The following is a 24483-nucleotide window of genomic DNA, read 5'->3' as shown; positions in this document are numbered from 1 at the left end:
GCTTCGAGTATGCCAGCAAGCGCTTTCCCGTGCGCGGTCCCGTCGTCATCCACCGACGACTCGGCCGAGAAGCATGCCGAGCAGCCCCGCCCCGACGGCGGCCACCAGCATCCCCACCGCGTTCACCGCAGCCAGCGTGTACCGGCGCTCCTGAACGAGGCGCACCGTCTCGAAGCTGGCCGTGCTGAAGGTCGTGAAGCCGCCGCAGAGCCCGGTCCCGACGACGAGTCGCCAGGCATCGTCGAGGATGCCGCCGAGGGCGAGCTGCGTCACGAAGCCCAGCGCGAGCGAGCCCGACACGTTGATGAGGAGCGTCCCGATCGGGAAGGTCGTGCGTGCGCGGGCTCTCACGGCGCCGTCGACGACGAGGCGGAGCGCGGCGCCGATCCCGCCCGCGACGGAGAGCACCACGAAGAGCAACGGCGTCATCGACCGGCCGATTCTCGACAGCGCGCGGCGGCGAGGGCGATGCCCGCCACCGTCGCGAGCGCGCCGACGACGAGGGTCGCGACCCCGTAGGCGATGCCGGCCAGCGCGTCGCCGCTGGTCGACAACAGGCCGGTGTCGACCGCGAGGGCACTGTAGGTCGTGAAGCCGCCTGCGAAGCCGGTCCCGAGCAGCAGCCGAAGCCCGCGCCGACGGCCGGTGTCGGGGCCGCGACGGGCGAGCCCCTCGAGGAGAGCGCCGAGGAAGAGGGCGCCCCCGATGTTGATCGCGAAGATCGCGACGGGGATGCCGCCGATCGCCGGGATCGCGAGCGAGAGCGCTTCGCGGGCTGCGGTCCCGACGGTCCCGCCGACGAGGACGAGCAGGATCGACGACCAGGCGAGGTGTGCAGGCGGCCTGGGCGCCGCGTCGCCGTCGACCGGGAGTTCGCCGTGCGGGTCGTGCGCGGGTGCTGGCGTGGTCATCGGTTCCCGGGGTCGTGGGCGTACGGGCGGTTCCACGATAGACCCGGGCGTGCGCGGCATCCGTTCGCGGTCTGTGCGGCGCGGGGTTCCGGGGACGCGTCCGGTCGCTGGGATCGCGGGTGGCGGCATCCCGGGTCCCCGGAACCGGCGCGAGGGGGTTCCGGCTCAGAACCCTCGCGCCTACGATGGACACATGACGCGGAAAACGCTTTCCCATCTGGACGGCCTCATCGATGGCGACCGTCCCGCCCGGTCGGTGCTGCGTCTGCTCGCTCGTCGGCCGGGACGGATGACGGTTGCCGTCCTCGCGTTCGCGGCGAAGGAGATCCCGCTCTGGTTCCTGCCGGTCATCACGGCCGCGGTCATCGATGTCGTGGCCGGCCGCGGCGACGTGGCTCAGGTCATGTGGTGGTTCGTGCTCGCGGCGGTCCTCCTGCTGCAGAACTATCCGAACCACATCCTCTATACGCGCAGCTTCATGACCGTCGTCCGCGACACCGGCGCAGACCTCCGCAACGCCCTTGCCGAGCGGCTGCAGAGCCTGTCGATCGGCTATCACACGCGCATCAGTTCGTCGATCGTCCAGACGAAGGTCGTCCGCGACGTCGAGAACGTCGAGCTCATGCTGCAGCAGGTCACGCATCCGCTCCTGTCCGCGACCATGGTCATGATCGGCGCGATCTCGATGACGGCGATCGCCGTCCCCGCGTTCCTGCCGGTGTACGCACTCGCCGTGCCGATCGCCATCGGCATCCGCTACGCGATGCGCCGCCGGTCGCACGCGCGCAACGCGTCGTTCCGCCGCGAGGTCGAGACCCTGTCGGCCCGCGTCGGCGAGATGGCCTCGCTGATCCCGGTGACCCGCGCGCACGGTCTCGAGCAGACCGCCGTCACGCGCGTCGCGACCGGCGCCGACGGCGTCCGTCGCGCGGGACTGCACCTCGACATGCTCAACGGCCACGTCGCATCCGTGTCCTGGGTCGCGATGCAGCTCCTGGGAGTGGGATGCCTCGTGCTCGCCGCGACGTTCTCGCTCACCGGCATCCTGCCGATCACCCCGGGTGAAGTGGTGCTGCTGTCGACGTACTTCACGCTGCTCACCCAGGGGCTCACGCAGCTGCTCATGCTCATCCCGGTCGGCGCCCGTGGACTGGAGTCGGTCCGTTCGATCGCCGAGGTGCTGCAGGACCCCGACCTCGAGCAGAACGCCGGCAAGCGCCGCGTCGACGCCGTCACGGGAGACCTGGTGCTCGCGCGCGCCTCGCACCGCTACGCCGGTGCCGGCGAGGACGCCCTCCACGAGATCGACCTGCGCATCCCCGCCGGCGCGACCGTCGCTTTCGTCGGGTCGTCCGGCTCGGGCAAGTCAACGATGCTCAACCTGATCCTCGGCTTCCTCCGTCCCACCGGAGGGCGCATCCTCCTCGACGGCCACGACATGCAGGAGCTCGACCTGCGCACCGTCCGCAGATTCGTCTCGGTCGTGCCCCAGGAGTCCGTCCTGTTCGAGGGGACCATCCGCGAGAACGTCGCGTACGGCCTCGGTGACATCGACGACGCCCGCATCGAGCGGGCACTCCGCGACGCGAACGCGTGGGCGTTCGTGCAGGACCAGCCGCAGGGGTGGGACACCGTCGTCGGCGAACGCGGCGCGCGTCTGTCGGGCGGTCAGCGCCAGCGGCTCGCGATCGCCCGGGCGCTCATCCGCGATCCGCGCATCCTGCTGCTCGATGAGGCGACCAGCGCCCTCGACCCCGAATCGGAGGAACTCGTGAAGGATGCCCTCGGTCGCCTCATGACGGGGCGCACGACCCTCGTCGTCGCGCACCGGCTCTCGACCGTCCGGCAGGCCGACGTCATCGTCGTCCTCGAGCGCGGCGAGATCGTCGAACGTGGATCGCACGAGGAACTCCTCGAGCACGGCGGCCGGTATGCGCAGCTGCACCTCACGCAGGCGGGTCTCGCATGATCGAGGTCTACCGCGACCCCGTGTACGACGGCGCGACCGATCCGCTCGTCGTCATCAGCGGTCCCGGCGACTGGTGGATGTTCTACACCCAGCGCCGCGCGACCCACCCCGACCCGGGGCCGGGCGTCGCCTGGGTGCACGGGAGCCGCATCGGCGTCGCACGTTCGTCCGACGGCATCCGCTGGTCGTACGTCGGAACCCTCGAGCCGGCCGCCGACGGACTGCAGGTGGATGCCGCGGGCCCGCCCGCGCGCACGGATCGCACGCACTGGGCGCCCGAGGTCGTCTTCGACGGGCACCTCTGGCGGATGTACCTGACCGAGATCGACGGGATCCCCGACCGGTGGCCGGGGCACGCGCGCCACATCGTCGAGTATCGCTCCGCCGACCTGAGCCGGTGGCACCGGATCGGTCCGCTCGCCCTCGACAGCGATCGGGTCATCGACGCGGGAGTCGCCCGCACTCCCGACGGGCGGTGGCGGCTCTGGTACAAGGATGAAGCCGCCGATTCGGTCACGAAGGTCGCGGTCTCGCAGGACCTGGCCTCATGGGAATCGGCCGGCACTGCGATCGGCGGACGGCCGCACGAAGGTCCGACGGTGTTCGAGCTCGGCGGTTACTGGTGGATGATCGTCGACGAGTGGCGCGGCATGGGCGTCTACCGCTCGAGCGATGCGATCGCGTGGCATCGCCAGGGCGGAGCGGATGCCGTCATCCTGGGCGCGGGCACGGGTCCGATCCGGGGGTTCGGCCACCACGGGGCGCCGGTCCGCGACGCGGAACGCGTGTGGTTCTACTTCTTCACCCACCCGGGTGTGCCCGACGAACGTCGCTGCGCCGTCCTGCGTGTCGAGCTGGTCGTCCGGGACGGCGAGCTCGTCGTCGCCTGATCCGGCCAGCACCCGCGCGCACAGCCTGATTCCGGGACCCCGTGGACCCGTACGATGGAGCCTGGGACCGGTAACAGGTACCTCTTGAAAAACGTTTCAATTCTCGCTACTGTCATGGCAAGCGCTTTCCTGTGGGCATCGCCCACGGCACCGATGGAAGCCGCAATCACGGGCCACCGCGTCCGACAGCACTCGCAACACGGACGTTCGAGAGAGGACAAAGATGTTCAGCAAACGAGCACTCGCCGCCGTCGCACTCGCGACGGGGTCGGTCATCGCCCTGGCCGGCTGCGCCGGCTCGCCGGAACCGGCAGGTACCTACGACCCCGACGAGAAGGTGTCGCTCGACCTCGCCTTCTGGGGCAACGACGTCCGCGCCGATCTCTACAACAAGGCGATCGACGCGTTCAACGAGAAGTACCCCAACATCGAGGTGAGCACGAGCTTCCTCGCCTTCCCCGAGTTCTGGGAGAAGCGGCAGACCGAGGCGGCGGGCAAGAACCTGCCCGACGTCATGCAGTTCGACTACTCCTACCTGCGTCAGTACTCCGAGAACGGGCTGCTTCTCGACCTCGACCCGTACCTGGGCGGCATCATCGAGACCGACCCGCTGCCGCAGAACATCCTCGACGTCGGCAAGGTCAACGACACGACCTACGGCATCGCGACCTCCACCAACGCGTGGGGCCTGTTCACCAACCCGGTCCTGCTCGAGAAGGCCGGCGCCGACGAGTTCCCCGGCGGGTCCTGGGACGACTACACCGCGTGGATGAAGACCATCACCGATGCGGGTGGCGGAGAGTACTGGGGTGGCGGCGACTACACCGGCCGCATCCAGAACTTCGAACTCCAGCTCCGCTCCGAGGGTGGCAACCTCTTCACCGAGGACGGCAAGCCCGGCTTCGACGAGGCGCGCCTGAAGGCGTTCTGGGAAGAGGGTCAGTCGATCCGTGACGGTATCGGCATCCCGCAGCAGGACGTCGAAGAGGTTCTGCCTCTCGGCGGCTTCGACACGGCCCTGACGGCCAGCGAGCTCACGTGGGACAACTTCGGCGCCGGCTACCTCGGCAACCTGGGCGAGGGCTACACGGAGCTCGGCCTGGTCGCACCCCCGGTCACCAAGGAAGGCGCCAAGGACCTCTACCTGAAGCCCTCGATGCTGCACTCGATCGCGGCCAACACCGACCACCCCGAGGCGGCGGCAACGCTCGTGAACTTCCTGGTCAACTCTCCCGAGGCCGGTGAGATCTTCGGCACCAACCGCGGCCTCCCCGCGTCCGAGACGGCGCTTGCCGCCGCCGACCTCGACCCGCTCAGCGAGCAGGTCAAGGCCTACGAGGAGTCCATCGCCGATCGTCTCGGCGACGCACCTCCCGTCCCGATCGTCGGCTATGGCACCCTCGAAGAGAAGTTCCGCCAGCTCGGTGTCGAGCTCAACTTCGGCACCATGACCGTCGATGACGCCGTCTCGCAGTTCTTCACCGAGATGGACGTCGCCCTCAACTCGTGACCGATCGCGGGGTCCGGATGCTGCGGCATCCGGACCCCGCACCGTCCCCCCCCGACACCTGGAGCAGCCCGTGAGCACCACCGCGACGAGAGTCATCGTCACCGGCGACAAGCGGCGTCGCGCACTCGCGAACACGCGCAAGCCCGAGAATCTCAGCCGTCCGACCCAGCGCTCACGCGCCCGAAAAGAGACGCTCGCGGGCTACGGGTTCCTCGTCCCGTGGCTGCTCGGCTTCTTCGGGCTCACGATCATCCCGATGGGGTATTCGCTGTACCTGTCGTTCACGCGGTACAACATCTTCACGCCTCCCCGTTGGATCGGGCTCGACAACTACATCCGCCTGTTCACCAACGACCCGCAGTTCATCCAGTCGGCGCAGATCACGCTGATCTACGTCTTCGTCGGAACGCCGATCACCCTGATCGCGGCGCTGCTCGTGGCGATGCTGCTCAACTACCGCGACAAGGGCGCCGGCTTCTTCCGCTCGGCGTTCTACGCGCCGTCGCTCATCGGCGGATCGGTGTCGGTCGCGATCGTCTGGCGCGCGATGTTCGGCTCGGAGGGGCCCGTCGACTCGTCGCTCTCAGCCATCGGCATCGACCTCGGCGGATGGATCGGAAACCCGAGCCTCGTCCTGCCCGCCATGATCATCCTGTCGATCTGGCAGTTCGGCGCGACGATGGTCATCTTCCTCGCCGGGCTCAAGCAGGTGCCCAAGGAGCTCTACGAAGCGGCCGAGATGGACGGCGCCGGGCCCTGGTACCGCTTCCGTGCGGTCACCCTGCCGATGCTGTCGCCGGTCATCTTCTTCAACCTGCTGCTCGGCCTCATCGGCGCCTTCCAGGTGTTCGCCTCGGCGTACATCATCTCCAACGGCTCCGGCGGGCCCGCCGGTATGACGAACTTCGTCACGATCTACCTCTACAAGCGGGGCTTCAGCGACGGCCAGATGGGCTACGCCGCCGCCATCGCCTGGGTCCTGCTGGTGGTCGTCGCGATCATCGCCTTCATCCTCTTCCGCACCCAGCGCTCCTGGGTGCACTACGCCGGAGACAACCGATGAGCACCTCCAACGTCGCCACGACCTCGGGCGCGGCATCCACCCCGGTCTTCGCCGCGCAGCAGACGATCGCCGCCCCGCCCCGTCGTCGGCGCGTGAAGCGCAAGACCTGGCAGACGGTCATCTGGCTCGTCGTGCTGATCGCGCTGACCGCCCTCGTCCTGTACCCGCTGGTGTGGCTCGGCATCTCGACGCTGAAGCCGAACTCGGAGTTCGGTCAGAACCCCGGACTCATCCCGCAGCAGCCGACGTTCGACAACTATCTGAAGGTCTTCGACGGCATCGCCGGCGTGCCGCTGTGGCAGTTCTTCGGCAACTCGCTGATCCTCGCGGTCCTCGCCGTCGTCGGGACCGTGTTCTCCAGCGCGCTCGCTGCCTACGCGTTCGCCCGCATCCAGTTCAAGGGACTCGGCATCCTCTTCGCCGCGATGATCGGCACGCTGCTGCTGCCGTTCCACGTCGTGATCATCCCGCAGTACATCCTGTTCAACAATCTTGGCCTGGTCGACACGTTCTGGCCGCTCGTGCTGCCGAAGTTCCTCGCCACCGAGGCGTTCTTCGTCTTCCTGCTCGTGCAGTTCATGCGCCAGATGCCGCGCGACATGGACGAGGCGGCCCGCATCGACGGCGCCGGGCACGTTCGGATCTTCTGGGCGATCATCCTGCCGCTCGTGAAGCCCGCGCTGATCACCTGCGCGATCTTCGCCTTCATCTGGTCGTGGAACGACTTCCTCGGGCCGCTCCTCTACCTGACGAGCCCGGAGAACTATCCGCTCCCGATCGCCCTGCGCCTCTACAACGACCAGTCGTCGACGAGCGACTTCGGCGCGACGGTGACGGCCTCCTTCCTCGCGCTCGTCCCGGTGCTGCTGTTCTTCCTGGTGTTCCAGCGGTTCCTCGTGGACGGCGTCGCGACGCAAGGGCTCAAGGGCTGACGATGGTCACGACGCGAGCGGATCGGCGGGCGGCGCGTGCCGCGGTGCGCGCCGACCGTTCCGGCAGCGGCCCGGTCCTCGAGGAACGGGCTCCGTCCCGCTTCCCCGGCGCGGCCGCGAAATTCGCGCTCTTCGGCGAGGTGCTGCTCGTAGGGCTGCTCGTCGTGCTCGTGGGTGTTCTGGTCGCGACCCTGCCCATCGCGCTGGCGGCCGGCATCCGTCACCTGGCCCGGTACATCGCAGCGGAGGACTCACGGCTCGGCCTGTTCTGGCGCGATGTGCGCGCCGGGATCGCGGGCGGCAGCGTCGTCGGGCTCATCGCCGCGGTGATCGCCGTCGTCCTGATGATCGACATCGATCTCGCGCGATCCGGATTCCTGCCCGGCGGTGCCGTCATCGAGGCCGTCGGCTGGACCGGCCTCGCGGTCCTCGCCGTCGGGCTGCTGATCGCGGCGGGCGCGTGGGACCCGCGACGCGGTTGGCGCGGCGCGGTGCGCAGCGTGCCCGCGATCGTCCGCAGCGACCTGCGAGGGCTCGTCTTCTACGTCGCGGCCGTCGCGCTCGTCGTGATCCTGACGTGGATGCTGCCGCCCCTGCTGCCGGCTGCGCTCGGCTGCGCGGTGCTCGCCGTCGTCGCGGTCCCGGAGCGGCAGCGCCGCGTCAGCGCACGCGACGAACGGTGACCGTGGCCCGACCGGGTGTCGTCCCGGTCACGTAGAGACGCGGACCGCCGAGGGCGTCGGTGCCGCCCAGGTAGTCGTAGTCCTCGCCGGGGAGGTACGCCGCCGGTGCGGACGAGCCCGTTCCCGGGCCGATCTCGAGGACGTCGTCGCCGACGACGTACCGTGCGGTCCCGTCGGTGAGGAGAGCCGTGCCGTCCGCTTTCGTGTCGACGCCGTCGAACGCGCCGCCGGGGCGGAACGCGAGCTCGAGGCTCCACGCGCAGATCGGGCCGTCGGTCTCGATCGTCAGTCCCACGCCGTCCTCCGTCGGAACGACGTCGATGCGGGTGTGGAGCGACACCTCGTGGCGCGGGCGCTCGTCGAACGACATCGCGGCCGAGAAGCGACCCTCGTCGACGACGCGGTAGTCGCCGTCCGGACGGCGACGCGCGGCATCCAGGGGTCCGAAGTAGGCGGGGGAGAGCCGTTCCTCGAGCACGATCCGATCGTCCCGGACGGTCATCTCGTCGGCGCGGAACGGACCGAGGCCGAAGAAGTGCCGTGAGAGGCGGACCGAGTCGAGAATGGCGTCGCCGGCGAACAGGCGAAGGAACGTCGGGTTGCTCGCCAGGCCCGAGCGGATGCGCCCCGCGACGGCGTAGTCCGACCCGCCGAACACGACGAGCGAGCGTTCGGGGGTGCGGTCGACGACGAGTCCCGAGACCGGCCACGCGAGGCGCGCACGCTCGGCCGGAGCCTCGGCCGCGGGAAGGGGGTCGCGCAGCGCGGGGTGCAGGATCATGTCGGCGAGGGCCGTCTGCGGGTCGATGACGGGAGCGGATGCGGCGACCCGCGCCGCCCACGCGAAGTCAGCGCGTCCCGTCTCGAGGGCGAGACGCCGGTAGTGCAGGGCGTACGGCGCGAGCGGGAACCGTGTCTCGCGCTGATCCTGACGACGCGAGTGGACGGTCTCGAGCGAGCCGTCAGGATGGACGAGCCCGAGGGTGGCGGCGAGGTTCCGCTCGACGACCCGGTGCAACTCGGGGAGGCCGAGGACGTCCCCGATGACCAGGAGCGACGGGTTCGAGACGTAGACGGCGTAGTTTACGCTCCGTTCGGAGTACAGGCCGTCGGCGTCGATGTCGATGCCCTCCGCGAGCCACTCGCGCGCCCGCGCCTCGAGCCGCGGGTCGGGGCTGTGCCGGTGCAGGCGGACGAGCGCCGCACTGAGCTCCCAGCGGTGGTTGGGGGTGTGGACACCGCCCGCGAGCAGGGCGGGCGCGGCGCGGTCGGCGATGCCACCGAGCACCTCGGCGACACGGTCGAGTCGGGAGTCGCCGGAGCGGCGGGCGAGCTCGAGGATGTCGCCCACGTCATTGATCGTGAAGCCGGTGTCGGGCGGGGATTCGACGTTGTCGCCGCCGAGGAACAGGCCCGTCGGCGACTGCAGGTCGTGCAGGATCGCCGCGTACTCCTCGGCGAGGGCCACGACGGCGGAGTCGCCCGCGAACGCGGAGGCCTGCTCGAGGAAGACGGCGACCAGCAGCTTCGCGCGCCGCATCGACTCGCGGTGCGGTCCGAGCGGGGCGAGCGACACGTCGGTCGACGCCTGCAGGAGGGCGGCGGCCTCGGCGTCCGCCGCGGCGATCACCTCCGCGACGAACGTGTCGGTGTCGTCGGTGGCGGTGCCGGACGGGGTCATGACTGCTCCGGATTCTGCAGGCGGACGCGCAGGGTGACGACCTCGAAGGCGCGCAGGTCGAGGGCGACGGCGCGGTCGTCGATCAGCGACGCGGCGTCGGTGCGGCCGCGCCCCGGGGTCTCCACGAGATCGCAGACCTCGAGCGACGAGGTGGGGATGTCAAGGTGCAGGATGCCGCCGGTGCGGGCACCGCGCTGCTCGAACACCCGCACGACGAGGTCGCCGCTGCCGTCGGCCGCGAGCTTGACCGCCGAGACCACGATGCCCTCGTGAGAGCTCGTCACGAGCGGCTCGACCGGCTCCGCGCCGGTGACCTCGCGCAGGGGCGAGCCCACGATCGTGCCCCAGCGTGCGGCATCCGTCGTCGTCTCGGCCGGCGCGAAGACCGACGTGAACTCGTGAACGCCCTGATCCGCGTCGGGGTCGGGGAACATCGGCGCGCGCAGCAGCGACTGCCGCACGGTCGTGACGGTGCCGCTGTCGTCGCTCGAACGCGTCGCGTCGTGACCGTACATGCCGTCGTTCACGATCGCGGCACCGGTCCCGGGCTCGCCGACGTGCACCCAGCGGTGCGCGCAGACCTCGTAGCGCGCCGCGTCCCACGACGTATTCGTGTGCAGGGGACGGCGGACGTGCCCGAACTGGGTCTCATAGGCCGCGTCCTGGGCGTGGACGGCGACGGGGAAGGCGAGCTTGAGCAGGCGGTGCCGCTCGTGCCAGTCCACGCGGGTTCGGATGCGCACGGCGCCGCCCTCGGGATGGATGTCGATCCACTGCTCGACGGTCCCGTTCGGCAGCGGATGGACGACGTGGACGACGCCGTCGACCAGCTCCGCGGTGCCGCCGTCGACGTCGGTCGTCGCCAGCCGGTACGAGGCGTCGAGCTCCCACGCATCCCACTTCGAGGGTGCATCGACGTGCAGCTGCAGAAGGCCGCCGCGGTGACCGGCGGGGATGAGGTCGCGCCCCGTGGCGAGCTCGACGACGCTCCGGAGGGTGCCGTCGGGGCCGACGTGCACGTCGATGAGGTCGGACCGCAGCCGGAATCCGTCGTCGACCGGCTCGGCCGAGACCGCGGCGGGAACGGGCGCGGGCCCCGAACCGCCGGCGGGGATCGCAGCGACGGGTGCCGAGCCGGGGTTGAGCGCCAGACGCTGCGAACCGTCGCCCGCGAGGGCGGCGACGGCATCCGCGACGATGCGCTCCAGCCGCGCCGTCGTCTCTGCATGCGAGCGCTCGGCTTCGCGGTGCACCCAGGCGATCGCGCTGCCCGGGAGGATGTCGTGGAACTGCAGCAGCAGGACCTCGCGCCAGAGCTCCTCGAGCTCGGCCGCGGGATAAGGGATGCCGCGTCGCACCGTGGCCGCCGCGCTCCAGTGCTCCGCTTCGACGAGGAGTGCCTCGTTGCGGCGGTTGCCGCGTTTGGTCCGCATCTGCGACGTGAAGATGCCGCGGTGGAACTGCAGATACATCTCGCCCGACCAGACCGGCGGGTCGGTGGGTTCGGCGGCCGCGTCGAGGAAGAACTCGCGAGGCGTGCCGAAGGCGACCGCGGGGGAGCCCTCGAGGTCGGCCTGCAGGCGGGCGTCGGCCATCATCTCGCGCGTGGGTCCGCCGCCGCCGTCGCCGAAGCCGAAGGGCATGAGGGATCGGGTGCTCGCGGCGTGGTCGGCGAAGTTGCGCACGCTCCGCGCGAGCTCGGTGGGCCGCATATCGCCGCTGTACGTGTTGTTCGGCGGGAAGTGCGTGAAGATCCGGGAGCCGTCCAGGCCCTCCCACACGAAGGAGTGGTGGGGCATCGTGTCGAGGTCGTTCCAGCACATCTTCTGCGTGAAGAACCACTCGAGTCCGGCACCGCGGAGCAGCTGGGGAAGGCCGGCGGGGAACCCGAACGAGTCCGGCAGCCAACCGACGTCGCTGCGCGCGCCGAAGTGCTCCTCGAAGAAGCGCGTGCCGGTCAGCAGCTGACGTGCGAGCGATTCACCCGAGGGCATGTTGACGTCGGATTCGACCCACATGTTGCCCACGGGGATGAACCGGCCCTCGGCCACGCGTGCCTTCACGCGCTCGAAAAGAGCGGGGTCGCTGCGGCGGACCCACTCGAAGTGCTGGGCGGCGGAGCTGACGAACACGGCGTCGGGGTCGGCATCCATGAGCTCGAGCACGTTCGCGAACGTGCGGGTGACCTTGCGCACGGTCTCGCGGCTCGGCCACAGCCACGCCGAGTCGATGTGCGCGTGGCCCGTCGCGACGATGCGATGAGCGGATGCCGCAGCGGGTGCGGCGAGCAGCGGTGCGAGGATGCCACGGGCCGCATTCGCGCCGTCCGCGGGCGAGTCGGGGTCGACCGCGTACAGCGCGCGCTCGAGACCGTCGAGGATTCGCGCCCGGCGCGGGTCGGAGTCGACGAGTTCGCGGGCGAGGCCGACGAGGACGATGACCTCGCGGCGGAGGCGTTCCACGGTCTCGTCGACGAGGCGCAGCTCCATCCGTCCGAGGCGGTACAGCGAATCCGCGCCCGCCGTCGCCGGGTCTCCGAGGGGGGTGGGGCCGAAGGCGAGCGGGCTCCTGAAGTCGTCGCCGCCGGAGAGGTCCGGGTTGGCGGCAGCCTCGACCGTGAACGAGAACTGCTCGCCGGGCCCACTCGTCACGGGGACGTGGTGGTTCCGCGGCTCGAGGCCCTTCACGACGGCGCCGTCGGGCGTCCGCACGAGGCCCTCGCACTGGAACCCGGGTTTGGCCTGCGAGAAGCCGAGGTCCAGCGACAGCTCGATGCGTCCCGGGCGGCGCGCCCACTCCGAGGGCACCGCGCCCTCGACGGTGAACCACGTCGTCCCCCACGCGCGTCCCCAGCGGTGGCCGGGGTCGACCGGAGCGAACGCGGCGCTCTGCCGCATCCGTTCCACAGACACGGGCTCGCCCGGCAGGTCGCCCTCGTCGGGGACCTGCCAGGCGGAGACCTGAAGAGGGGTGCGGTCGGCGACGACGGCGCGGTCGAGGTATTCCCCGACGAAGCGGTCGACGCGTTCCAGGACGAGGTGGTCCCGAGAGTGCATCAGTCCTTCAGCCCCGCGTTGATGTTCGATGAGGTCACGTACTTCTGGAACACGAGGTACAGCGCGACCAGCGGGATCATCGACAGCACGGATGCCGCCAACAGGATGGTCCACTCGATGTTCTCCGCGCCGACCAGCGCACGCAGTGCGATCTGCAGCGTGAACTGGTCGGGGTCGCCGAGGATGATGAGCGGGAAGATGTAGTCGTTCCAGCGCCACTGGAAGGACATGATCGCCAGCGTCAGCGCGATGGGGCGCGCCAGCGGAAGCATGATCCGGAAGAAGATGCCGTACTCGCTGGCGCCGTCGATGCGCGCCGCCTGCATCAGTTCGTCGGGGATCGTGATGAAGAACTGGCGGAACATGAACACGCCGGTCGGGGTGACGATCGAGGGGATGATCACACCGGCGAGCTGGTTGTAGAGCCCCAGGTCGCGGATGACGATGAACATGGGGTTGAGGATGACCTCGCCCGGCAGCATCGTCATCGAGAGGATGAAGAGCCCCAGGACGCTCAGCCAGGGGTTCTTGTACTTCGCGAGGGCGTAGCCCGTCGTCGCGCACAGGAAGACCGTCAGGACGGTCGTGACCGTCGCGACGATCGCCGTGTTCAGGAAGTAGCGCGCGAAGTCGATGCGCTCGAGCGCCGCCTCGTAGCCGCCGAGCGTCCACTCCTTGGGGAAGAACGACAGCGGGTAGCTGAAGAGCTCGCTGCCCGGCTTGAAGGACGAGAGCAGGAACCACGCCAGGGGGAACAGCATGAGCAGCGCGAGCACCCACAGCATGGTGGTGGGAACGACTGCGCGGCGACGAAGGTTCTTCGACCGGCGGCGACGCTCGAAGCGCTCTCGCTTCTTCTCGTCGGGGACGGTGATGGCGTAGGTGGTCACCATGAGTTGTTGCTCCTCCGGCTGATGCGCAGCTGAATGATCGCGATGATCATGAGGATCACCAGGAGGACCATCGATGCCGCGCTCGCGTAGCCGATCTCGGACTGCTTGAAGCCGGTCTCGTAGATGTACTGGACGATCAGACGGTTCTGCGTTCCGGGGCCACCGCCGTTGAGCGACTGGATGAGCGCGAACTCCTTCATGTGCCCGAGCGTCGACAGGAGGATCACGAGAACCGACGTGGGGGCGATGGAGGGCAGCGTGATGCTGCGGAAGCGCTGCCAGCCGTTGGCGCCGTCGAGCTCAGCCGCTTCGTAGTACGACTTCGGGACGTTGTTCAGCGCGGCGACGAACAGCAGCATGTTGAACGCCGCGCCGCCCCATGACGACGCCACGATGACGACGAACAGCGACAGGTCGGCGTTCGAGGACCAGGGCACCCGGTCGCCGCCGAGCATGCCGATCACGAAGTTCACGAATCCGAAGCTCTCGCCGAACATCCAGCGCCAGATGACGCCGGTGACGATGGGGGAGACGAGCCAGGGGAGGAAGAAGATGATGCGCGCGCCGGTCTTGCCGCGGGCGTGCGTCGCGTTGATCGCGACGGCCATCGCGAGCGAGAGCGCGTAGCTGAGGGGCACCGAGAACAGTGCGAAGACGAACGTGCGGCCGAGGGCCGAGTAGAAGCTCGGGTCGCTGAGGAGCTTGCCGTAGTTGTCGAGACCGACGAAGTTGGCGTCGCCCCAGCCGCGGAAGTCCGTCAGCGAGTACGACAGTCCGAGGACGCCCGGCCACAGGAAGAACAGGGCGAACAGGGCGGCGGTGACGACCGTGAAGAGGAACGGCGCCATCCGGTACCGGCCGAAGGCGCGCTTGCGGCGGGGGGAGGGCGCGCCGGGCGCCCCCGCCGTGGGGGCGGAGGCGTCCGGCGTGATGGTTGCAGTCATGCGTGTGTGGTTCCCTGCGGGGTTACTTCATCTGTTCAGTGGAGACCGTGTCGATGGCCTTCACCGTCTGGTCGATGTCCTGCTCGCCGTTGAGGTACTTGATCGTCTCGTCCTTCAGCGGCTCGCTGTCGATCGCGAGACCGGTGTAGCTGTTCTTCAGGCCGTCGACGGTCTGACGTGCCGCGATCTCGGGCGACTCGGCGATCTCGCCGTTGTACAGGTCGAACGCGTAGGCGTCCTTCGCGTACGTGATGTCGACATCCTCGACCGCCGGCAGGCAGCCCGAGATCTCGCAGTACTCCTTGTAGTTCTCCGGCTGGTACATCCACTTCACGAAGTCGAGGGTCTGCTTCTCGACGCCCGTGCCGTCGTATGCGACGATCCAGGACGCGGCACCGTAGTTGGTGGAGCGCACCGGCTGCTGCGGGAGCGGGACCGAGATCCACTCGAAGTCCTTGATGTTGGCCTGGAAGTCGGCGATCTGCCAGACGCCCGACATGTAGCCGGCGACGCGGCCGCTCTTGAAGGTGGCGCTGGGGTCGTCACCGGCAGCCCAGACAGCCTTCGGCATGAAGCCGTCGTCGTTCATCTTCTTGAAGTACTCGAGGGCCTTCTTGCCGGCCTCGTCGAGGGCCCAGGTGCCGTCGGCCTGCTTCGTGACGCCCTGGCTGCCGAACTCGAACATGAACGCGCGCAGGCGGTGCGCCGAGCTGTCCATGACAGCACCGAACTCGGCATCCGTCTTGTCGACGACCTCGGTGGCCTTCTGCACGTACTCGTCCCAGGTCCACTTCTGGTCGAGCGAGGTCGGGTACTCGACGCCGGCTTCGTCCCAGAGGGTCTTGTTCAGGAACATGCCGACGCCCGTGAGGGTCGTCGGGAGCGCCTTGACCTTGCCGTCCTCGGGGTCCTCGACGCGCAGTGCCGGAAGCACCTTGGCCTCCTCGGCGATGTCGGTGAGGTCGAGCATGCGCTGGGTCCACGCCGGGTCGGCGTCGGGCGCCGCGGCGAGGGCAGGGAGGTCGTTGGCCTGCGAGGCGGTCCGGAGGCGCGTGCGGAGGTCGTCGCTCGGAACCTCGACGATCTTGACCTTGACGCCGGTCTCCTCCTCGTACTTCTTGGCGAGCATGGCGTAGCCGCCGCCCTGGGCGGCGTCACCGGACTGCACGAACTCGAGGGTGACGTCCTTGCTGTCGCCGCCGGGCGATGACGAGCAGCCGGCCAGGACGAGTGCGCCCACCGCGGCGGCGATGACGGCGGCGGACCGGATGGTGCGGGAACTCTTCACTGCTTCTCCTTCGCATGCGCTCCTCGATGAGCGCGGGGTGAGTCATGAGCGGGTGGTGCCGAGCATTTGTCGGCATGTCATGACAAGGGGTGCTCATAAGGTAACCGGGGACACCCGCCACGGCAAGCGCTTACCTGTGTCGGGTATGTAACGTCTTTGCGACAACCGCCTGATCCATGATCGCCCGGACCGCCTCGATCGCACGAATCATGCGGCTGTTGCGCAATCGGGTCCTCGATGCCACACTGGGGGAAAGCGCTTACCCATCGCCGTCGGCGCTATCCGACGGCCGCGCCGGCACTGCACGCCAGAACAGACAAGGACCACACCGTGTCAGAGACGACCATCACCGCACCCGCTCCGGCAGCGGCTCCCGCCGCCCCCGCCGTCCGCGAGATCGGCATCATCATGAACGGCGTCTCGGGCCGCATGGGCTACCGCCAGCACCTCGTGCGCTCGATCCTCGCGATCCGCGAACAGGGCGGCATCGAACTGCCCGACGGGTCGAAGGTCACCGTCAAGCCGCTCCTCGTCGGCCGCAGCGAGGCGAAGCTCGCCGAGCTCGCCGCGAAGCACGGCATCGAGGACTACACGACCGATCTGGACGCCGCGCTCGCAGACCCCCGCTGGGAGATCTACGCGGACTTTCTCGTCACGAAGGCGCGCGCGACGGCCCTCCGCAAGGCCATCGCCGCAGGCAAGACCATCTACACCGAGAAGCCGACGGCCGAGTCGCTCGAAGAGGCGCTCGAGCTCGCGAAGCTCGCCTCCGAGGCCGGGGTCAAGACCGGCGTCGTCCACGACAAGCTGTACCTGCCGGGCCTCCAGAAGCTCAAGCGGCTCATCGACTCCGGCTTCTTCGGTCGCATCCTCTCCGTCCGCGGCGAGTTCGGCTACTGGGTCTTCGAGGGCGACTGGCAGCCCGCGCAGCGTCCCTCATGGAACTACCGTGCCGAGGACGGCGGCGGCATCATCGTCGACATGTTCCCGCACTGGAACTACGTGCTCGAGAACCTCTTCGGCAAGGTCGATTCGGTCTACGCGCAGGCGGCGGTGCACATCGCCGACCGCTGGGACGAGAAGGGCGAGCACTACACCGCGACCGCCGAAGACGCCGCATACGGCGTGTTCGAGCTCGAGGGCGGGGTCGTCGCTCAGATCAACTCGTCGTGGACCGTCCGCGTGAACCGCGACGAGCTCGTCGAGTTCCACGTGGACGGCACGCACGGCTCCGCCGTCGTGGGCCTGTTCGGCGCCAAGATCCAGCCCCGCAACGCGACGCCCAAGCCGGTGTGGAACCCCGACCTGGAGGACACCCACGACTACGACGCCGACTGGCAGAACGTCCCGGTGAACGACGTCTTCATGAACGGCTTCCGTCAGCAGTGGGAGGAGTTCCTCGTCTCGTACGCTCTGGGCACCGACTACGAGTTCGACCTCCTCGCCGGCGCCCGCGGCGTGCAGCTCGCCGAGGCGGGGCTTCGCTCCAGCCGCGAGGGCCGCAAGATCGAGCTCGACGCGCTGTCGCTGGACTGACCGATGACCGACCTCACCCTGCTCTCGGGCGACGGCGCGCTGCGCCGCGTCCCGCTCGTCGACACCTCGGGGTACACGCGCCCCGAGGGGCCGCTGCGCAGCCGCGTGGCCTACGCGGCCGCGCACGTCGTGCCCAAGACGCACGCCGACAACACCCCGGGCCAGCCGGCCGACATCGACTGGGACGCGACCCTCGACTTCCGCCGCAACGTGTACTCGTGGGGTCTCGGCGTCGCCGACGCCATGGACACCGCACAGCGGAACATGGGACTGGACGCCGCGGCCACACGCGAGCTGATCTCGCGCTCCGCCGAGGTCGCCCGTGAGGAGGGCGGCTCCGTCGCCGTCGGCGTGAACACCGACCACGTCGACGAGGAGCGGATCACGCTCGACGAGGTCGTCTCCGCCTACCTCGAGCAGCTCCACTTCACCGAGGAGCAGGGTGCTGGTCCGGTCCTGATGGCCTCCCGTCACCTGGCTCGGGTCGCCGAGAGCGCCGATGACTACCGCCGCGTCTACGACGCGGTGCTGTCGCGGGCGTCGACGCCCGTGGTTCTGCACTGGCTCGGCACGGCCTTCGACCCGCAGCTCGCCGGCTACTTCGGCGCCGCCGACTGGCAGACGGCCTCCGCCGTGCTGCTGGAGGTCATCGAGGCGAACGTCGACAAGGTCGCGGGCGTCAAGATGAGCCTGCTCGACGCAGCATCCGAGGTCTCCGTCCGCGAGCGTCTGCCGGAGTCGGTGCGCATGTTCACGGGCGACGACTTCAACTACGTCGGCCTCATCGGGGGCGCGGACGTGCCAGACGCGCCGCAGCCGCCGCGGGACCCGGCATCCGCTCGGCAGCACTCCGATGCTCTGCTCGGCGCGTTCGCCGCGCTGACGCCGGTCGCCTCCGCCGCGATACAGGCGCTCGACGCGAACGACCCGGCGCGGTACCTCGAGGTGCTCGGACCCACTGAGGCGCTGTCGCGGCAGATCTTCGCGGCGCCGACCTTCTATTACAAGACGGGCGTCGCGTTCCTCGCCTGGCTGAACGGGCACCAGCCCGCGTTCCAGATGGTGGGCGGTCTGCACTCCGCGCGCAGCCTTCCGCACCTCTCGCGCATCGTCGAGCTGGCGAACGACGCGAAGGCCTTCGAGCGCCCCGAGCTCGCCGCGCAGCGGTGGAACGGGATGCTGCGACTGAACGGTCTCGACGCGTGAGCGCCGTCGACCCGCGCCTGTCGATCAATCAGGGCACGATCAAGCACGCCGACCTCGCGACGGCTCTCCGCGTGACGGCCGAGGCGGGCGTGGAGTCGATCGGTCTGTGGCGTGAGCCGGTGCAGGAGGTCGGTCTCGCGACCGCGGCGTCGATGCTGACCGATTCGGGCCTGCGATTCTCGACGCACTGCCGATCGGGCTTCTTCACCATGCCCGAGGGCCCCGAGCGACGCGCCTCGATCGACGACAACCTCGTCGCCATCGACGAGGCGGCGACGCTCGCGGCCGCCGGCGCTCCCGGCTCGGAGGCCGTGCTCGTGCTTGTGGCCGGCGGCCTGCCGGCTGGCTCCCGCGACCTCGTCGGCGCCCGCGAGCGGGTGCGCGACGCCCTCGGCGAGCTCGCGCCGCACGCCGCTGAGGCCGGTGTCACGCTCGCGATCGAACCGCTGCACCCGATGTACGCCACCGACCGGTGCGTCGTGTCGACCCTCGGGCAGGCGCTCGACCTCGCATCGGACTTCGATCCGTCCGTCGTGGGCGTCGCCGTCGACACCTTCCACATCTTCTGGGACCCCGACGTCCTCGACTCGATCGAGCGCGCCGGCCGCGAGGGCCGCATCGCGACGTACCAGGTGTGCGACTGGAAGACGCCGCTCCCCGCGGACGTCCTGCTCGGTCGTCACTACCCCGGCGACGGCGTCATCGACCTGGCGGGCCTCACCCGCGCGGTCGCCGACACCGGCTACACGGGCGACGTCGAGGTCGAGATCTTCAACGCCGACGTGTGGGCCACCGAGCCGCTCGAGGCGGTGCGACGGACGGCCGAGGGATTCGCGGCATCCGTGTCGCCGTTCCTCGGCGGCTGAGGCTCTTTCCGCGTTGACAGGGGGATGAGGCGCCCATAGGCTTCTCGCGGGAAGGCGCTTTCCCATCCGTTTAACGATGACGTTAAGGATGTACCAGCATGAGTGCACAGGCGACGGCGACGATGACAATCGCGAACGCCGATGAGCGTGGCGAGTCGAACTCGATCGTGCGATGGTTCGGGCGGAACTGGCATCCCCTCGCCTTCGTCGTTGCGGTCCTCGCGCTCTGGTGGGTCGCGACGTCGCTCGAATGGGTGCCGCCGTTCATCATCCCCTCCCCGGCCGACACGCTGGCGGCGTTCACCGACAATGCCGCCTACCTGACTCAGCACACGTGGGTGACGACTTACGAGACCATCGTCGGGTTCGCGATCGCCGTGATCGTCGGGTTGATGGTGGCCGTTGCGATGGTCTACTCCCGTGGCACCGAGCAGACGCTGTACCCCGTCATCCTCTTCGCACAGGTGATCCCCAAAATCGCCATTGCGCCCCTCTTCGTCGTCTGGCTCGGCTTCGGCCCTCAGCCGAAGATCCTCGTCGCCGTCTTGATGGCTTTCTTCCCGGTCGTCATCTCGGGTCTTGCAGGTCTCCGCTCAGTCGACCCCGAAATCCTGCAGCTCACGTCGACGATGGGGGCGAGCAAGGCTCGCACGTTCCTGAAGGTCCGCCTGCCGGCGGCGCTCCCGGAGCTGTTGTCGGGTCTGAAGGTGGCGGCCACCCTTGCCGTCACGGGCGCCGTCGTCGGTGAGTTCGTGGGCGCCAACGAGGGGCTCGGTTACGTGATCCTCCAGGCGAACGGAAATCTCGACACAGCGATGCTCTTCGCCGCGCTCATCATCATGTCCCTCCTGGGCGTCCTCCTGTTCGCCGTCATCCAGATAGCCGAACGGTTCCTCATCCCGTGGCACGCCTCGAAGCGCACCGTCGCCGCTTCGACCGTGCGACTTTGACCACCCCCTCTAGAAGGAGAGTTTCAATGAAGAAGTCACTTCTCGGTTTCGCCGCTGCGGCCGCCGCAGCCACCCTGGCGATCTCCGGTTGCGCGAGCGGCGGTGGCCAGCCGCAGAGCGGCGGTGAGGGGCTCACCCCCGTCACGCTGATGCTCAACTGGTACCCGTACGGTGAGCACGCTCCCTTCTACTACGGCGTCGAGAAGGGGATCTTCAAGGAGCACGGAATCGACCTGAAGATCCAAGCCGGTCAGGGATCGACGAAGACGGCGCAGGCTGTGGGCCAGGGGCAGGTCGATTTCGGTTGGGCGGACACTCCGGCCGTCCTGGCGAACATCGAAAGCGGTGTGTCCATCAAGAGCGTCGGCGTGTTCCTTCAGACCACCCCCTCTGCTGTGCAGGTGTTCGCCGACTCCGGCATTGAGACTCCCGCCGACCTCGTCGGCAAGACGATCGCCGTGTCCGCAGGTGACGCGCCCACGACGACTTTCCCGCTCTACCTCGAGGCCGAGGGGCTCTCCGAAGCAGATGTGAAAGAGCAGAACCTCGACGCTGCGGGCAAAGTCGCCGCCATGCTGTCGGGCCGGGTCGACGGTCTCATCGGCTTCGCCCACGATCAGGGTCCGACCATCGCCGCCCGCAGCGGGAAGGAAGTGCGTTACCTGCGCTACTCGGATGCCGGCCTCAACTTCTACAGCAATGGCCTCGTCGCCAACACGTCGACCATCGCTGACGACCCGGACCTCGTGAAAGAGATGGCCGAAGCGACATCGGAGGCCTTCGCCGCCGCCGTGGCGGACCCTGAGGCTGCCGTCGGTGCGATGGACGGCAAGGACCCGCAGATGCCCGACGCAGACGTTCTCCTCCACCAGTGGCAGGAGACGACAGAACTCCTCAACACCGACGCGTCGAAGGGCCGGGCACCCGGGGTCGACGCGGAGGAGGACTGGACCGCGACGCTGAAGGTTCTTTCCTCTGCGGGCCTCATCGACGGCGGCAAGCCTCTCGGCGACTACTTCGACGCTGACGTCGCTCCGAAGGGCTGAGGCGCCATGACGCATGAAGCGACACCCGCCGCGGCGACGCGGACCGTCGGGGAGGGGCGTGCGGTGCTCGACGTCGCGGACCTCGCCATCACGTTCGCCTCGAAGCGAGGACAGGTCTCGGCGCTCGAGGATGTCAGCCTGACCGTCTCGGAAGGCGAATTCATCTCCATCGCCGGTCCCTCGGGATGCGGCAAGTCGACGCTCTTGAAGGCCGTCGCCGGCCTGGCGACCCCGAGTCGAGGCTCCATCAAGCTCAACGGTGACGAGGTCCGGGGTCCGCGCCAGGACATCGGTTACGTCTTCCAGCGTGCAGCCCTGCTCGAGTGGCGGAGCGTGCGCGGGAACATCCTGCTGCAGGCCGAGATGCGCGGCATGAACATGCGGCGCGCGGGTGAGCGCGCCGACGAGCTGATCGAGATGACGGGCCTCACGGGGTTCGAGCGAGCCCTGCCTCACGAGCTCTCCGGCGGAATGCAGCAGCGCGTCGCGCTCTGTCGAGCTCTGCTGCACCAGCCGCGGGTGCTGCTCATGGACGAGCCGTTCGGCGCGCTCGATGCGCTCACTCGTGAGCGCATGAACGTGGAGCTGAACCGGATCTGGGCGAGAACCGGCATCACGGTGCTCCTCGTGACGCACTCCGTCGCTGAGGCGGTCTACCTCGGGAGCCGCGTCGTCGTCATGAGTCCACGTCCGGGACGCATCATCGAGGAGCACGATGTACCCCTGCAGCGCGAGCGGTCATACACGGCTGTGATGGAGCATCCGGAATTCCACCGAGTCTCCTCACGGGTGCGCACGCTGCTCGGTTCGACGGTGGAGGCAGACTGACGCGTGGCTACGCCATCGGGGCCGTCGCCGGTCCGGCAGAAAGGGCCACGACCGACCCGGCCTAGGATCGCACCATGACCGACCGCACTTTGCGTCGAGTCGCGCCGGCCGGCGCGGTCACGCTCGACGACGTCGCTCGCGAGGCGGGCGTCTCGCTCGCCACAGCCTCGCGCGCCCTCAACGGCTCGACCCGCAAAGTCGCCGACTCCTACCGGGAGCGAGTAGAAGAGGCTGCCCTACGGCTCGGGTACACCGCGAACCTGTCGGCGCAGGCGACCGCTCGCGGAACGGCTGCAATCATCGCCCTGCTGGTGGCCGACATCGCTGACCCCTATTTCGGGCTCATCGCCTCGGGCGTCGCCCGCGGTGCTGATGAGGCTGGCCTCGTCGTGACGGTGGCGATCACGGAGCGCGATCCGGAGCGCGAGGTCCGACTCGTCCGTGCCCTGCGCGGTCAGCGCCCGCGGGGGCTGATCCTGGCGGCGTCGCGGTCGACGGCGGGGCCGCCGACCGAGTTGACGCGCGAACTGGATCTCCTGAGCGGAATGGGCGGTCAGGTCGTCGCTCTCGGCGAGGGCGCAGGAAACGTGCGCGCGCTGGTGATCGACAACCGCAGCGGTGCCGAGGCGCTCGGACGCGCGCTCGTCGAGCGCGGGTACCGGGACGCCGTCGTCCTCGCCGCGGAGGAGGGGGCGGCCACGAGCGACTCCCGCGTCGACGGCTTCGCCGCCGGGTTCACCGGAGCCGGCGGCGGGCACCCGCGCGTCTACCGCGGCGGGTTCACCCGCGAAGCGGGCTATGAGGCGATGACGCGCGCGCTCGACGACGGCGTCGACACCGGCACCGTCGTCGTCGGCATCAGCGACGTCGTCGCGATCGGCGCGCTCACGGCGATCCGCGCCGCGGGCCGGACGCCGGGCGAGGACATCGCGCTCGCCGGATTCGACGACATCCCCACCAGCCGCGACGTGACCCCCGCCCTCACGACGGTGCGCGTCCCGCTCGAAGAGGTCGGCTATCAGGCGTTTCGCGCGGCGACGGATGCCGAATGGGAGTCGCACCCCGACAACCTGAGACTCGAGGTGCTGCTGCGCGAGAGCACCCCGCCGCGCGCATGAGCATCGTCGTCGCGCTCGACAGTTTCAAGGGTTCCGTCGCCGCGACCGCCGCCTCGGCCGCGGTCGCCGCCGGCTGGCGTGACGCCGACCCCGGGGCGGACATCGTGCTGCGCCCGATGGCCGACGGGGGTGAGGGGACGCTCGACGCGTTCGCCGCAGCCGTGCCCGGCGCCGAGCGACGCCCGGTGCGCGTCCGCGGTCCCCGCGGCACCGCCGTCGACGCGTCGTGGCTCCTGTTGCCGGACGGCACCGGTGTGGTCGAGCTCGCGTCGACGAGCGGGATCGAGCTCCTCGGCGAGGACCGACTGCCGTGGGATGCCGACACGACGGGGTTCGGGCAGGCGATCGCCGCGGCGCTCGACGCCGGTGTCGCCCGACTCGTCCTCGGCATCGGTTCGTCGGCCTCGACCGACGGCGGCAGCGGGATGCTGCGCGCCCTGGGCGCACGCATGGTCGACGCCGACGGACGCGATGTCCCCGCGGGAGCCCGCGGACTCGCCGCCGTCTCGGCGATCGATCTCACCCGCCTGCGCGCCCTCCCGCCCGGCGGGGTGACGGTCCTCAGCGATGTCACGAATCCGCTGACCGGGCCGTCGGGCGCAGCAGCTGTGTTCGGGCCGCAGAAGGGGCTCACTGCTGCCGACGTCGAACTCGTCGACGGTGTTCTCGAACGGTACGCCGCGTGCATCGCGCGTCACGCCGGTGCCGCCGATCCGCTCCTCCCCGGTGCGGGCGCGGCAGGCGGGACGGGATTCGCGCTCGCCGCCTGGGGCGCGGATCTCGTCCCGGGGGCGGAACGGGTCGCCGAGCTCGTCGATCTCGCCGGAGCGGTGGGGGCGGCATCCCTCGTCATCACGGGGGAGGGGTCGTTCGACGGCCAGTCGGCGGCGGGGAAGGTTCCCGCATTCGTCGGCGGACTGGCGGCGTCGCGGTCGGTACCGGTGGCGGTCGTCGCGGGTCGGATCGGAGCGGATGCCGACTCATCGGGCTTCGCGCACGCGATCTCGCTGACCGAGCTGGCCGGGAGCGCCGCGGCGTCGATGGCCGACCCGGAGCGGTGGCTGCGGGACGCCGGTCGGACCCTCGCGAGCCGGCGAGCCTGACGCGGCGCTC

General features: G+C 69.5%; 21 protein-coding genes. 14 read left to right on the top strand and 7 right to left on the bottom strand.

The genetic code is table 11. The annotated features are described in order from the left end of the window. Nucleotides 1-45 precede the first annotated feature (45 nt). On the bottom strand, nucleotides 46-429 hold the full coding sequence (gene crcB, locus ACIQLK_RS01245; RefSeq protein WP_400362250.1) for a fluoride efflux transporter CrcB: 384 nt from the start codon (nucleotides 427-429) through the stop codon (nucleotides 46-48). Beyond that, nucleotides 426-911 carry a fluoride efflux transporter FluC gene (locus tag ACIQLK_RS01240; RefSeq protein ID WP_400362248.1) on the bottom strand — a complete coding sequence of 162 codons (486 nt, stop codon included), beginning with the start codon at nucleotides 909-911 and terminating at the stop codon, nucleotides 426-428. Before ACIQLK_RS01240 ends, crcB begins: the two co-directional genes overlap by 4 nt. A gap of 193 nt (nucleotides 912-1104) precedes the next feature. On the opposite strand from ACIQLK_RS01240, the gene ACIQLK_RS01235 reads away from it, so the two are divergent. The 6 genes from ACIQLK_RS01235 (at nucleotide 1105) to ACIQLK_RS01210 (ending at nucleotide 7958) form a co-directional block, all read left to right on the top strand. Continuing rightward, nucleotides 1105-2880 (top strand): ABC transporter ATP-binding protein, encoded by a 1776-nt coding sequence (locus ACIQLK_RS01235; RefSeq protein WP_400362246.1) that lies wholly within the window; start codon nucleotides 1105-1107, stop codon nucleotides 2878-2880. Then, nucleotides 2877-3770, top strand: coding sequence for a hypothetical protein (locus ACIQLK_RS01230; protein ID WP_400362244.1), 894 nt, complete (start codon nucleotides 2877-2879; stop codon nucleotides 3768-3770). The genes ACIQLK_RS01235 and ACIQLK_RS01230 overlap by 4 nt, the downstream gene beginning before the upstream one ends. Before the next feature lie 223 nt (nucleotides 3771-3993). Next, a complete protein-coding gene (locus tag ACIQLK_RS01225; RefSeq protein ID WP_400362242.1) occupies nucleotides 3994-5280 on the top strand; it encodes an ABC transporter substrate-binding protein in 1287 nt (428 codons plus the stop codon). 70 nt (nucleotides 5281-5350) lie between these two features. Next, nucleotides 5351-6343, top strand: coding sequence for a carbohydrate ABC transporter permease (locus ACIQLK_RS01220; protein ID WP_400362241.1), 993 nt, complete (start codon nucleotides 5351-5353; stop codon nucleotides 6341-6343). After that, entirely contained in the window at nucleotides 6340-7275 is a 936-nt protein-coding gene (locus ACIQLK_RS01215) for a carbohydrate ABC transporter permease (RefSeq protein WP_018187507.1), read from the top strand. The genes ACIQLK_RS01220 and ACIQLK_RS01215 overlap by 4 nt, the downstream gene beginning before the upstream one ends. A 2-nt stretch (nucleotides 7276-7277) precedes the next feature. Beyond that, nucleotides 7278-7958: a hypothetical protein gene (locus ACIQLK_RS01210; RefSeq protein ID WP_400362239.1), complete on the top strand. Its 681-nt coding sequence runs from the start codon at nucleotides 7278-7280 to the stop codon at nucleotides 7956-7958. Here the strand turns inward: ACIQLK_RS01210 and ACIQLK_RS01205 are convergent. From ACIQLK_RS01205 to ACIQLK_RS01185, 5 genes are read right to left on the bottom strand one after another with little or no spacing between them, the layout of a single operon-like run. After that, on the bottom strand, nucleotides 7936-9639 hold the full coding sequence (locus ACIQLK_RS01205) for a hypothetical protein (protein WP_400362238.1): 1704 nt from the start codon (nucleotides 9637-9639) through the stop codon (nucleotides 7936-7938). The genes ACIQLK_RS01210 and ACIQLK_RS01205 overlap by 23 nt on opposite strands. After that, nucleotides 9636-12695 carry an alpha-mannosidase gene (locus ACIQLK_RS01200; RefSeq protein ID WP_400362237.1) on the bottom strand — a complete coding sequence of 1020 codons (3060 nt, stop codon included), beginning with the start codon at nucleotides 12693-12695 and terminating at the stop codon, nucleotides 9636-9638. The genes ACIQLK_RS01205 and ACIQLK_RS01200 overlap by 4 nt, the downstream gene beginning before the upstream one ends. Then, the gene (locus ACIQLK_RS01195; RefSeq protein WP_400362234.1) at nucleotides 12695-13588 is read right to left on the bottom strand and encodes a carbohydrate ABC transporter permease; all 894 of its coding nucleotides are present in this window, start codon (nucleotides 13586-13588) and stop codon (nucleotides 12695-12697) included. The genes ACIQLK_RS01200 and ACIQLK_RS01195 overlap by 1 nt, the downstream gene beginning before the upstream one ends. After that, entirely contained in the window at nucleotides 13582-14532 is a 951-nt protein-coding gene (locus ACIQLK_RS01190) for a carbohydrate ABC transporter permease (protein WP_400362232.1), read from the bottom strand. The genes ACIQLK_RS01195 and ACIQLK_RS01190 overlap by 7 nt, the downstream gene beginning before the upstream one ends. 22 nt (nucleotides 14533-14554) lie before the next feature. After that, nucleotides 14555-15820, bottom strand: coding sequence for an ABC transporter substrate-binding protein (locus ACIQLK_RS01185; RefSeq protein WP_400362230.1), 1266 nt, complete (start codon nucleotides 15818-15820; stop codon nucleotides 14555-14557). Between the two features lie 408 nt (nucleotides 15821-16228). Between ACIQLK_RS01185 and ACIQLK_RS01180 the strand changes: the two genes are divergently transcribed. The 8 genes from ACIQLK_RS01180 to ACIQLK_RS01145 all read left to right on the top strand — a co-directional run bounded on the left by ACIQLK_RS01180 (nucleotide 16229) and on the right by ACIQLK_RS01145 (nucleotide 24473). Then, a complete protein-coding gene (locus tag ACIQLK_RS01180) occupies nucleotides 16229-17356 on the top strand; it encodes a Gfo/Idh/MocA family protein (protein ID WP_400363836.1) in 1128 nt (375 codons plus the stop codon). A gap of 3 nt (nucleotides 17357-17359) precedes the next feature. Then, nucleotides 17360-18562, top strand: a complete 1203-nt coding sequence (locus ACIQLK_RS01175; RefSeq protein WP_400362228.1) for a dihydrodipicolinate synthase family protein — start codon at nucleotides 17360-17362, stop codon at nucleotides 18560-18562. Beyond that, nucleotides 18559-19428, top strand: coding sequence for a sugar phosphate isomerase/epimerase family protein (locus ACIQLK_RS01170; protein ID WP_400362226.1), 870 nt, complete (start codon nucleotides 18559-18561; stop codon nucleotides 19426-19428). Before ACIQLK_RS01175 ends, ACIQLK_RS01170 begins: the two co-directional genes overlap by 4 nt. 98 nt (nucleotides 19429-19526) lie before the next feature. After that, nucleotides 19527-20378 carry an ABC transporter permease gene (locus ACIQLK_RS01165; RefSeq protein ID WP_400362224.1) on the top strand — a complete coding sequence of 284 codons (852 nt, stop codon included), beginning with the start codon at nucleotides 19527-19529 and terminating at the stop codon, nucleotides 20376-20378. A gap of 26 nt (nucleotides 20379-20404) precedes the next feature. Further along, nucleotides 20405-21424 carry an ABC transporter substrate-binding protein gene (locus ACIQLK_RS01160; RefSeq protein WP_400362222.1) on the top strand — a complete coding sequence of 340 codons (1020 nt, stop codon included), beginning with the start codon at nucleotides 20405-20407 and terminating at the stop codon, nucleotides 21422-21424. Nucleotides 21425-21430: 6 nt separating this feature from the next. After that, complete coding sequence (locus tag ACIQLK_RS01155) at nucleotides 21431-22252, top strand: ABC transporter ATP-binding protein (protein ID WP_400362221.1); 822 nt, start codon at nucleotides 21431-21433, stop codon at nucleotides 22250-22252. Nucleotides 22253-22326: 74 nt separating this feature from the next. Further along, nucleotides 22327-23370, top strand: a complete 1044-nt coding sequence (locus ACIQLK_RS01150; protein ID WP_400362219.1) for a LacI family DNA-binding transcriptional regulator — start codon at nucleotides 22327-22329, stop codon at nucleotides 23368-23370. Then, nucleotides 23367-24473 carry a glycerate kinase gene (locus ACIQLK_RS01145; protein WP_400362217.1) on the top strand — a complete coding sequence of 369 codons (1107 nt, stop codon included), beginning with the start codon at nucleotides 23367-23369 and terminating at the stop codon, nucleotides 24471-24473. The genes ACIQLK_RS01150 and ACIQLK_RS01145 overlap by 4 nt, the downstream gene beginning before the upstream one ends. Nucleotides 24474-24483: the final 10 nt, after the last annotated feature.

The sequence above is a fragment of the Microbacterium sp. NPDC091382 genome (genome assembly GCF_044757025.1).
GTDB lineage: Bacteria > Actinomycetota > Actinomycetes > Actinomycetales > Microbacteriaceae > Microbacterium.
The sequence above is the reverse complement of the archived record's forward strand: the minus strand, read 5'-3'. Positions and strand labels throughout refer to the sequence as shown.

What these genes read in the sequence shown, in the direction of transcription:
- ACIQLK_RS01180 (WP_400363836.1), top strand. Translation starts at nt 16,229, where the DNA reads ATGAACGGCGTCTCGGGCCGCATGGGCTACCGCCAGCACCTCGTGCGC.
- ACIQLK_RS01200 (WP_400362237.1), bottom strand. Translation starts at nt 12,695, where the DNA reads ATGCACTCTCGGGACCACCTCGTCCTGGAACGCGTCGACCGCTTCGTC.
- ACIQLK_RS01215 (WP_018187507.1), top strand. Translation starts at nt 6,340, where the DNA reads ATGAGCACCTCCAACGTCGCCACGACCTCGGGCGCGGCATCCACCCCG.
- ACIQLK_RS01205 (WP_400362238.1), bottom strand. Translation starts at nt 9,639, where the DNA reads ATGACCCCGTCCGGCACCGCCACCGACGACACCGACACGTTCGTCGCG.
- ACIQLK_RS01150 (WP_400362219.1), top strand. Translation starts at nt 22,327, where the DNA reads ATGACCGACCGCACTTTGCGTCGAGTCGCGCCGGCCGGCGCGGTCACG.
- ACIQLK_RS01160 (WP_400362222.1), top strand. Translation starts at nt 20,405, where the DNA reads ATGAAGAAGTCACTTCTCGGTTTCGCCGCTGCGGCCGCCGCAGCCACC.
- crcB (WP_400362250.1), bottom strand. Translation starts at nt 429, where the DNA reads ATGACGCCGTTGCTCTTCGTGGTGCTCTCCGTCGCGGGCGGGATCGGC.
- ACIQLK_RS01235 (WP_400362246.1), top strand. Translation starts at nt 1,105, where the DNA reads ATGACGCGGAAAACGCTTTCCCATCTGGACGGCCTCATCGATGGCGAC.
- ACIQLK_RS01165 (WP_400362224.1), top strand. Translation starts at nt 19,527, where the DNA reads ATGAGTGCACAGGCGACGGCGACGATGACAATCGCGAACGCCGATGAG.
- ACIQLK_RS01240 (WP_400362248.1), bottom strand. Translation starts at nt 911, where the DNA reads ATGACCACGCCAGCACCCGCGCACGACCCGCACGGCGAACTCCCGGTC.
- ACIQLK_RS01190 (WP_400362232.1), bottom strand. Translation starts at nt 14,532, where the DNA reads ATGACTGCAACCATCACGCCGGACGCCTCCGCCCCCACGGCGGGGGCG.
- ACIQLK_RS01195 (WP_400362234.1), bottom strand. Translation starts at nt 13,588, where the DNA reads ATGGTGACCACCTACGCCATCACCGTCCCCGACGAGAAGAAGCGAGAG.
- ACIQLK_RS01175 (WP_400362228.1), top strand. Translation starts at nt 17,360, where the DNA reads ATGACCGACCTCACCCTGCTCTCGGGCGACGGCGCGCTGCGCCGCGTC.
- ACIQLK_RS01225 (WP_400362242.1), top strand. Translation starts at nt 3,994, where the DNA reads ATGTTCAGCAAACGAGCACTCGCCGCCGTCGCACTCGCGACGGGGTCG.
- ACIQLK_RS01230 (WP_400362244.1), top strand. Translation starts at nt 2,877, where the DNA reads ATGATCGAGGTCTACCGCGACCCCGTGTACGACGGCGCGACCGATCCG.
- ACIQLK_RS01145 (WP_400362217.1), top strand. Translation starts at nt 23,367, where the DNA reads ATGAGCATCGTCGTCGCGCTCGACAGTTTCAAGGGTTCCGTCGCCGCG.
- ACIQLK_RS01210 (WP_400362239.1), top strand. Translation starts at nt 7,278, where the DNA reads ATGGTCACGACGCGAGCGGATCGGCGGGCGGCGCGTGCCGCGGTGCGC.
- ACIQLK_RS01155 (WP_400362221.1), top strand. Translation starts at nt 21,431, where the DNA reads ATGACGCATGAAGCGACACCCGCCGCGGCGACGCGGACCGTCGGGGAG.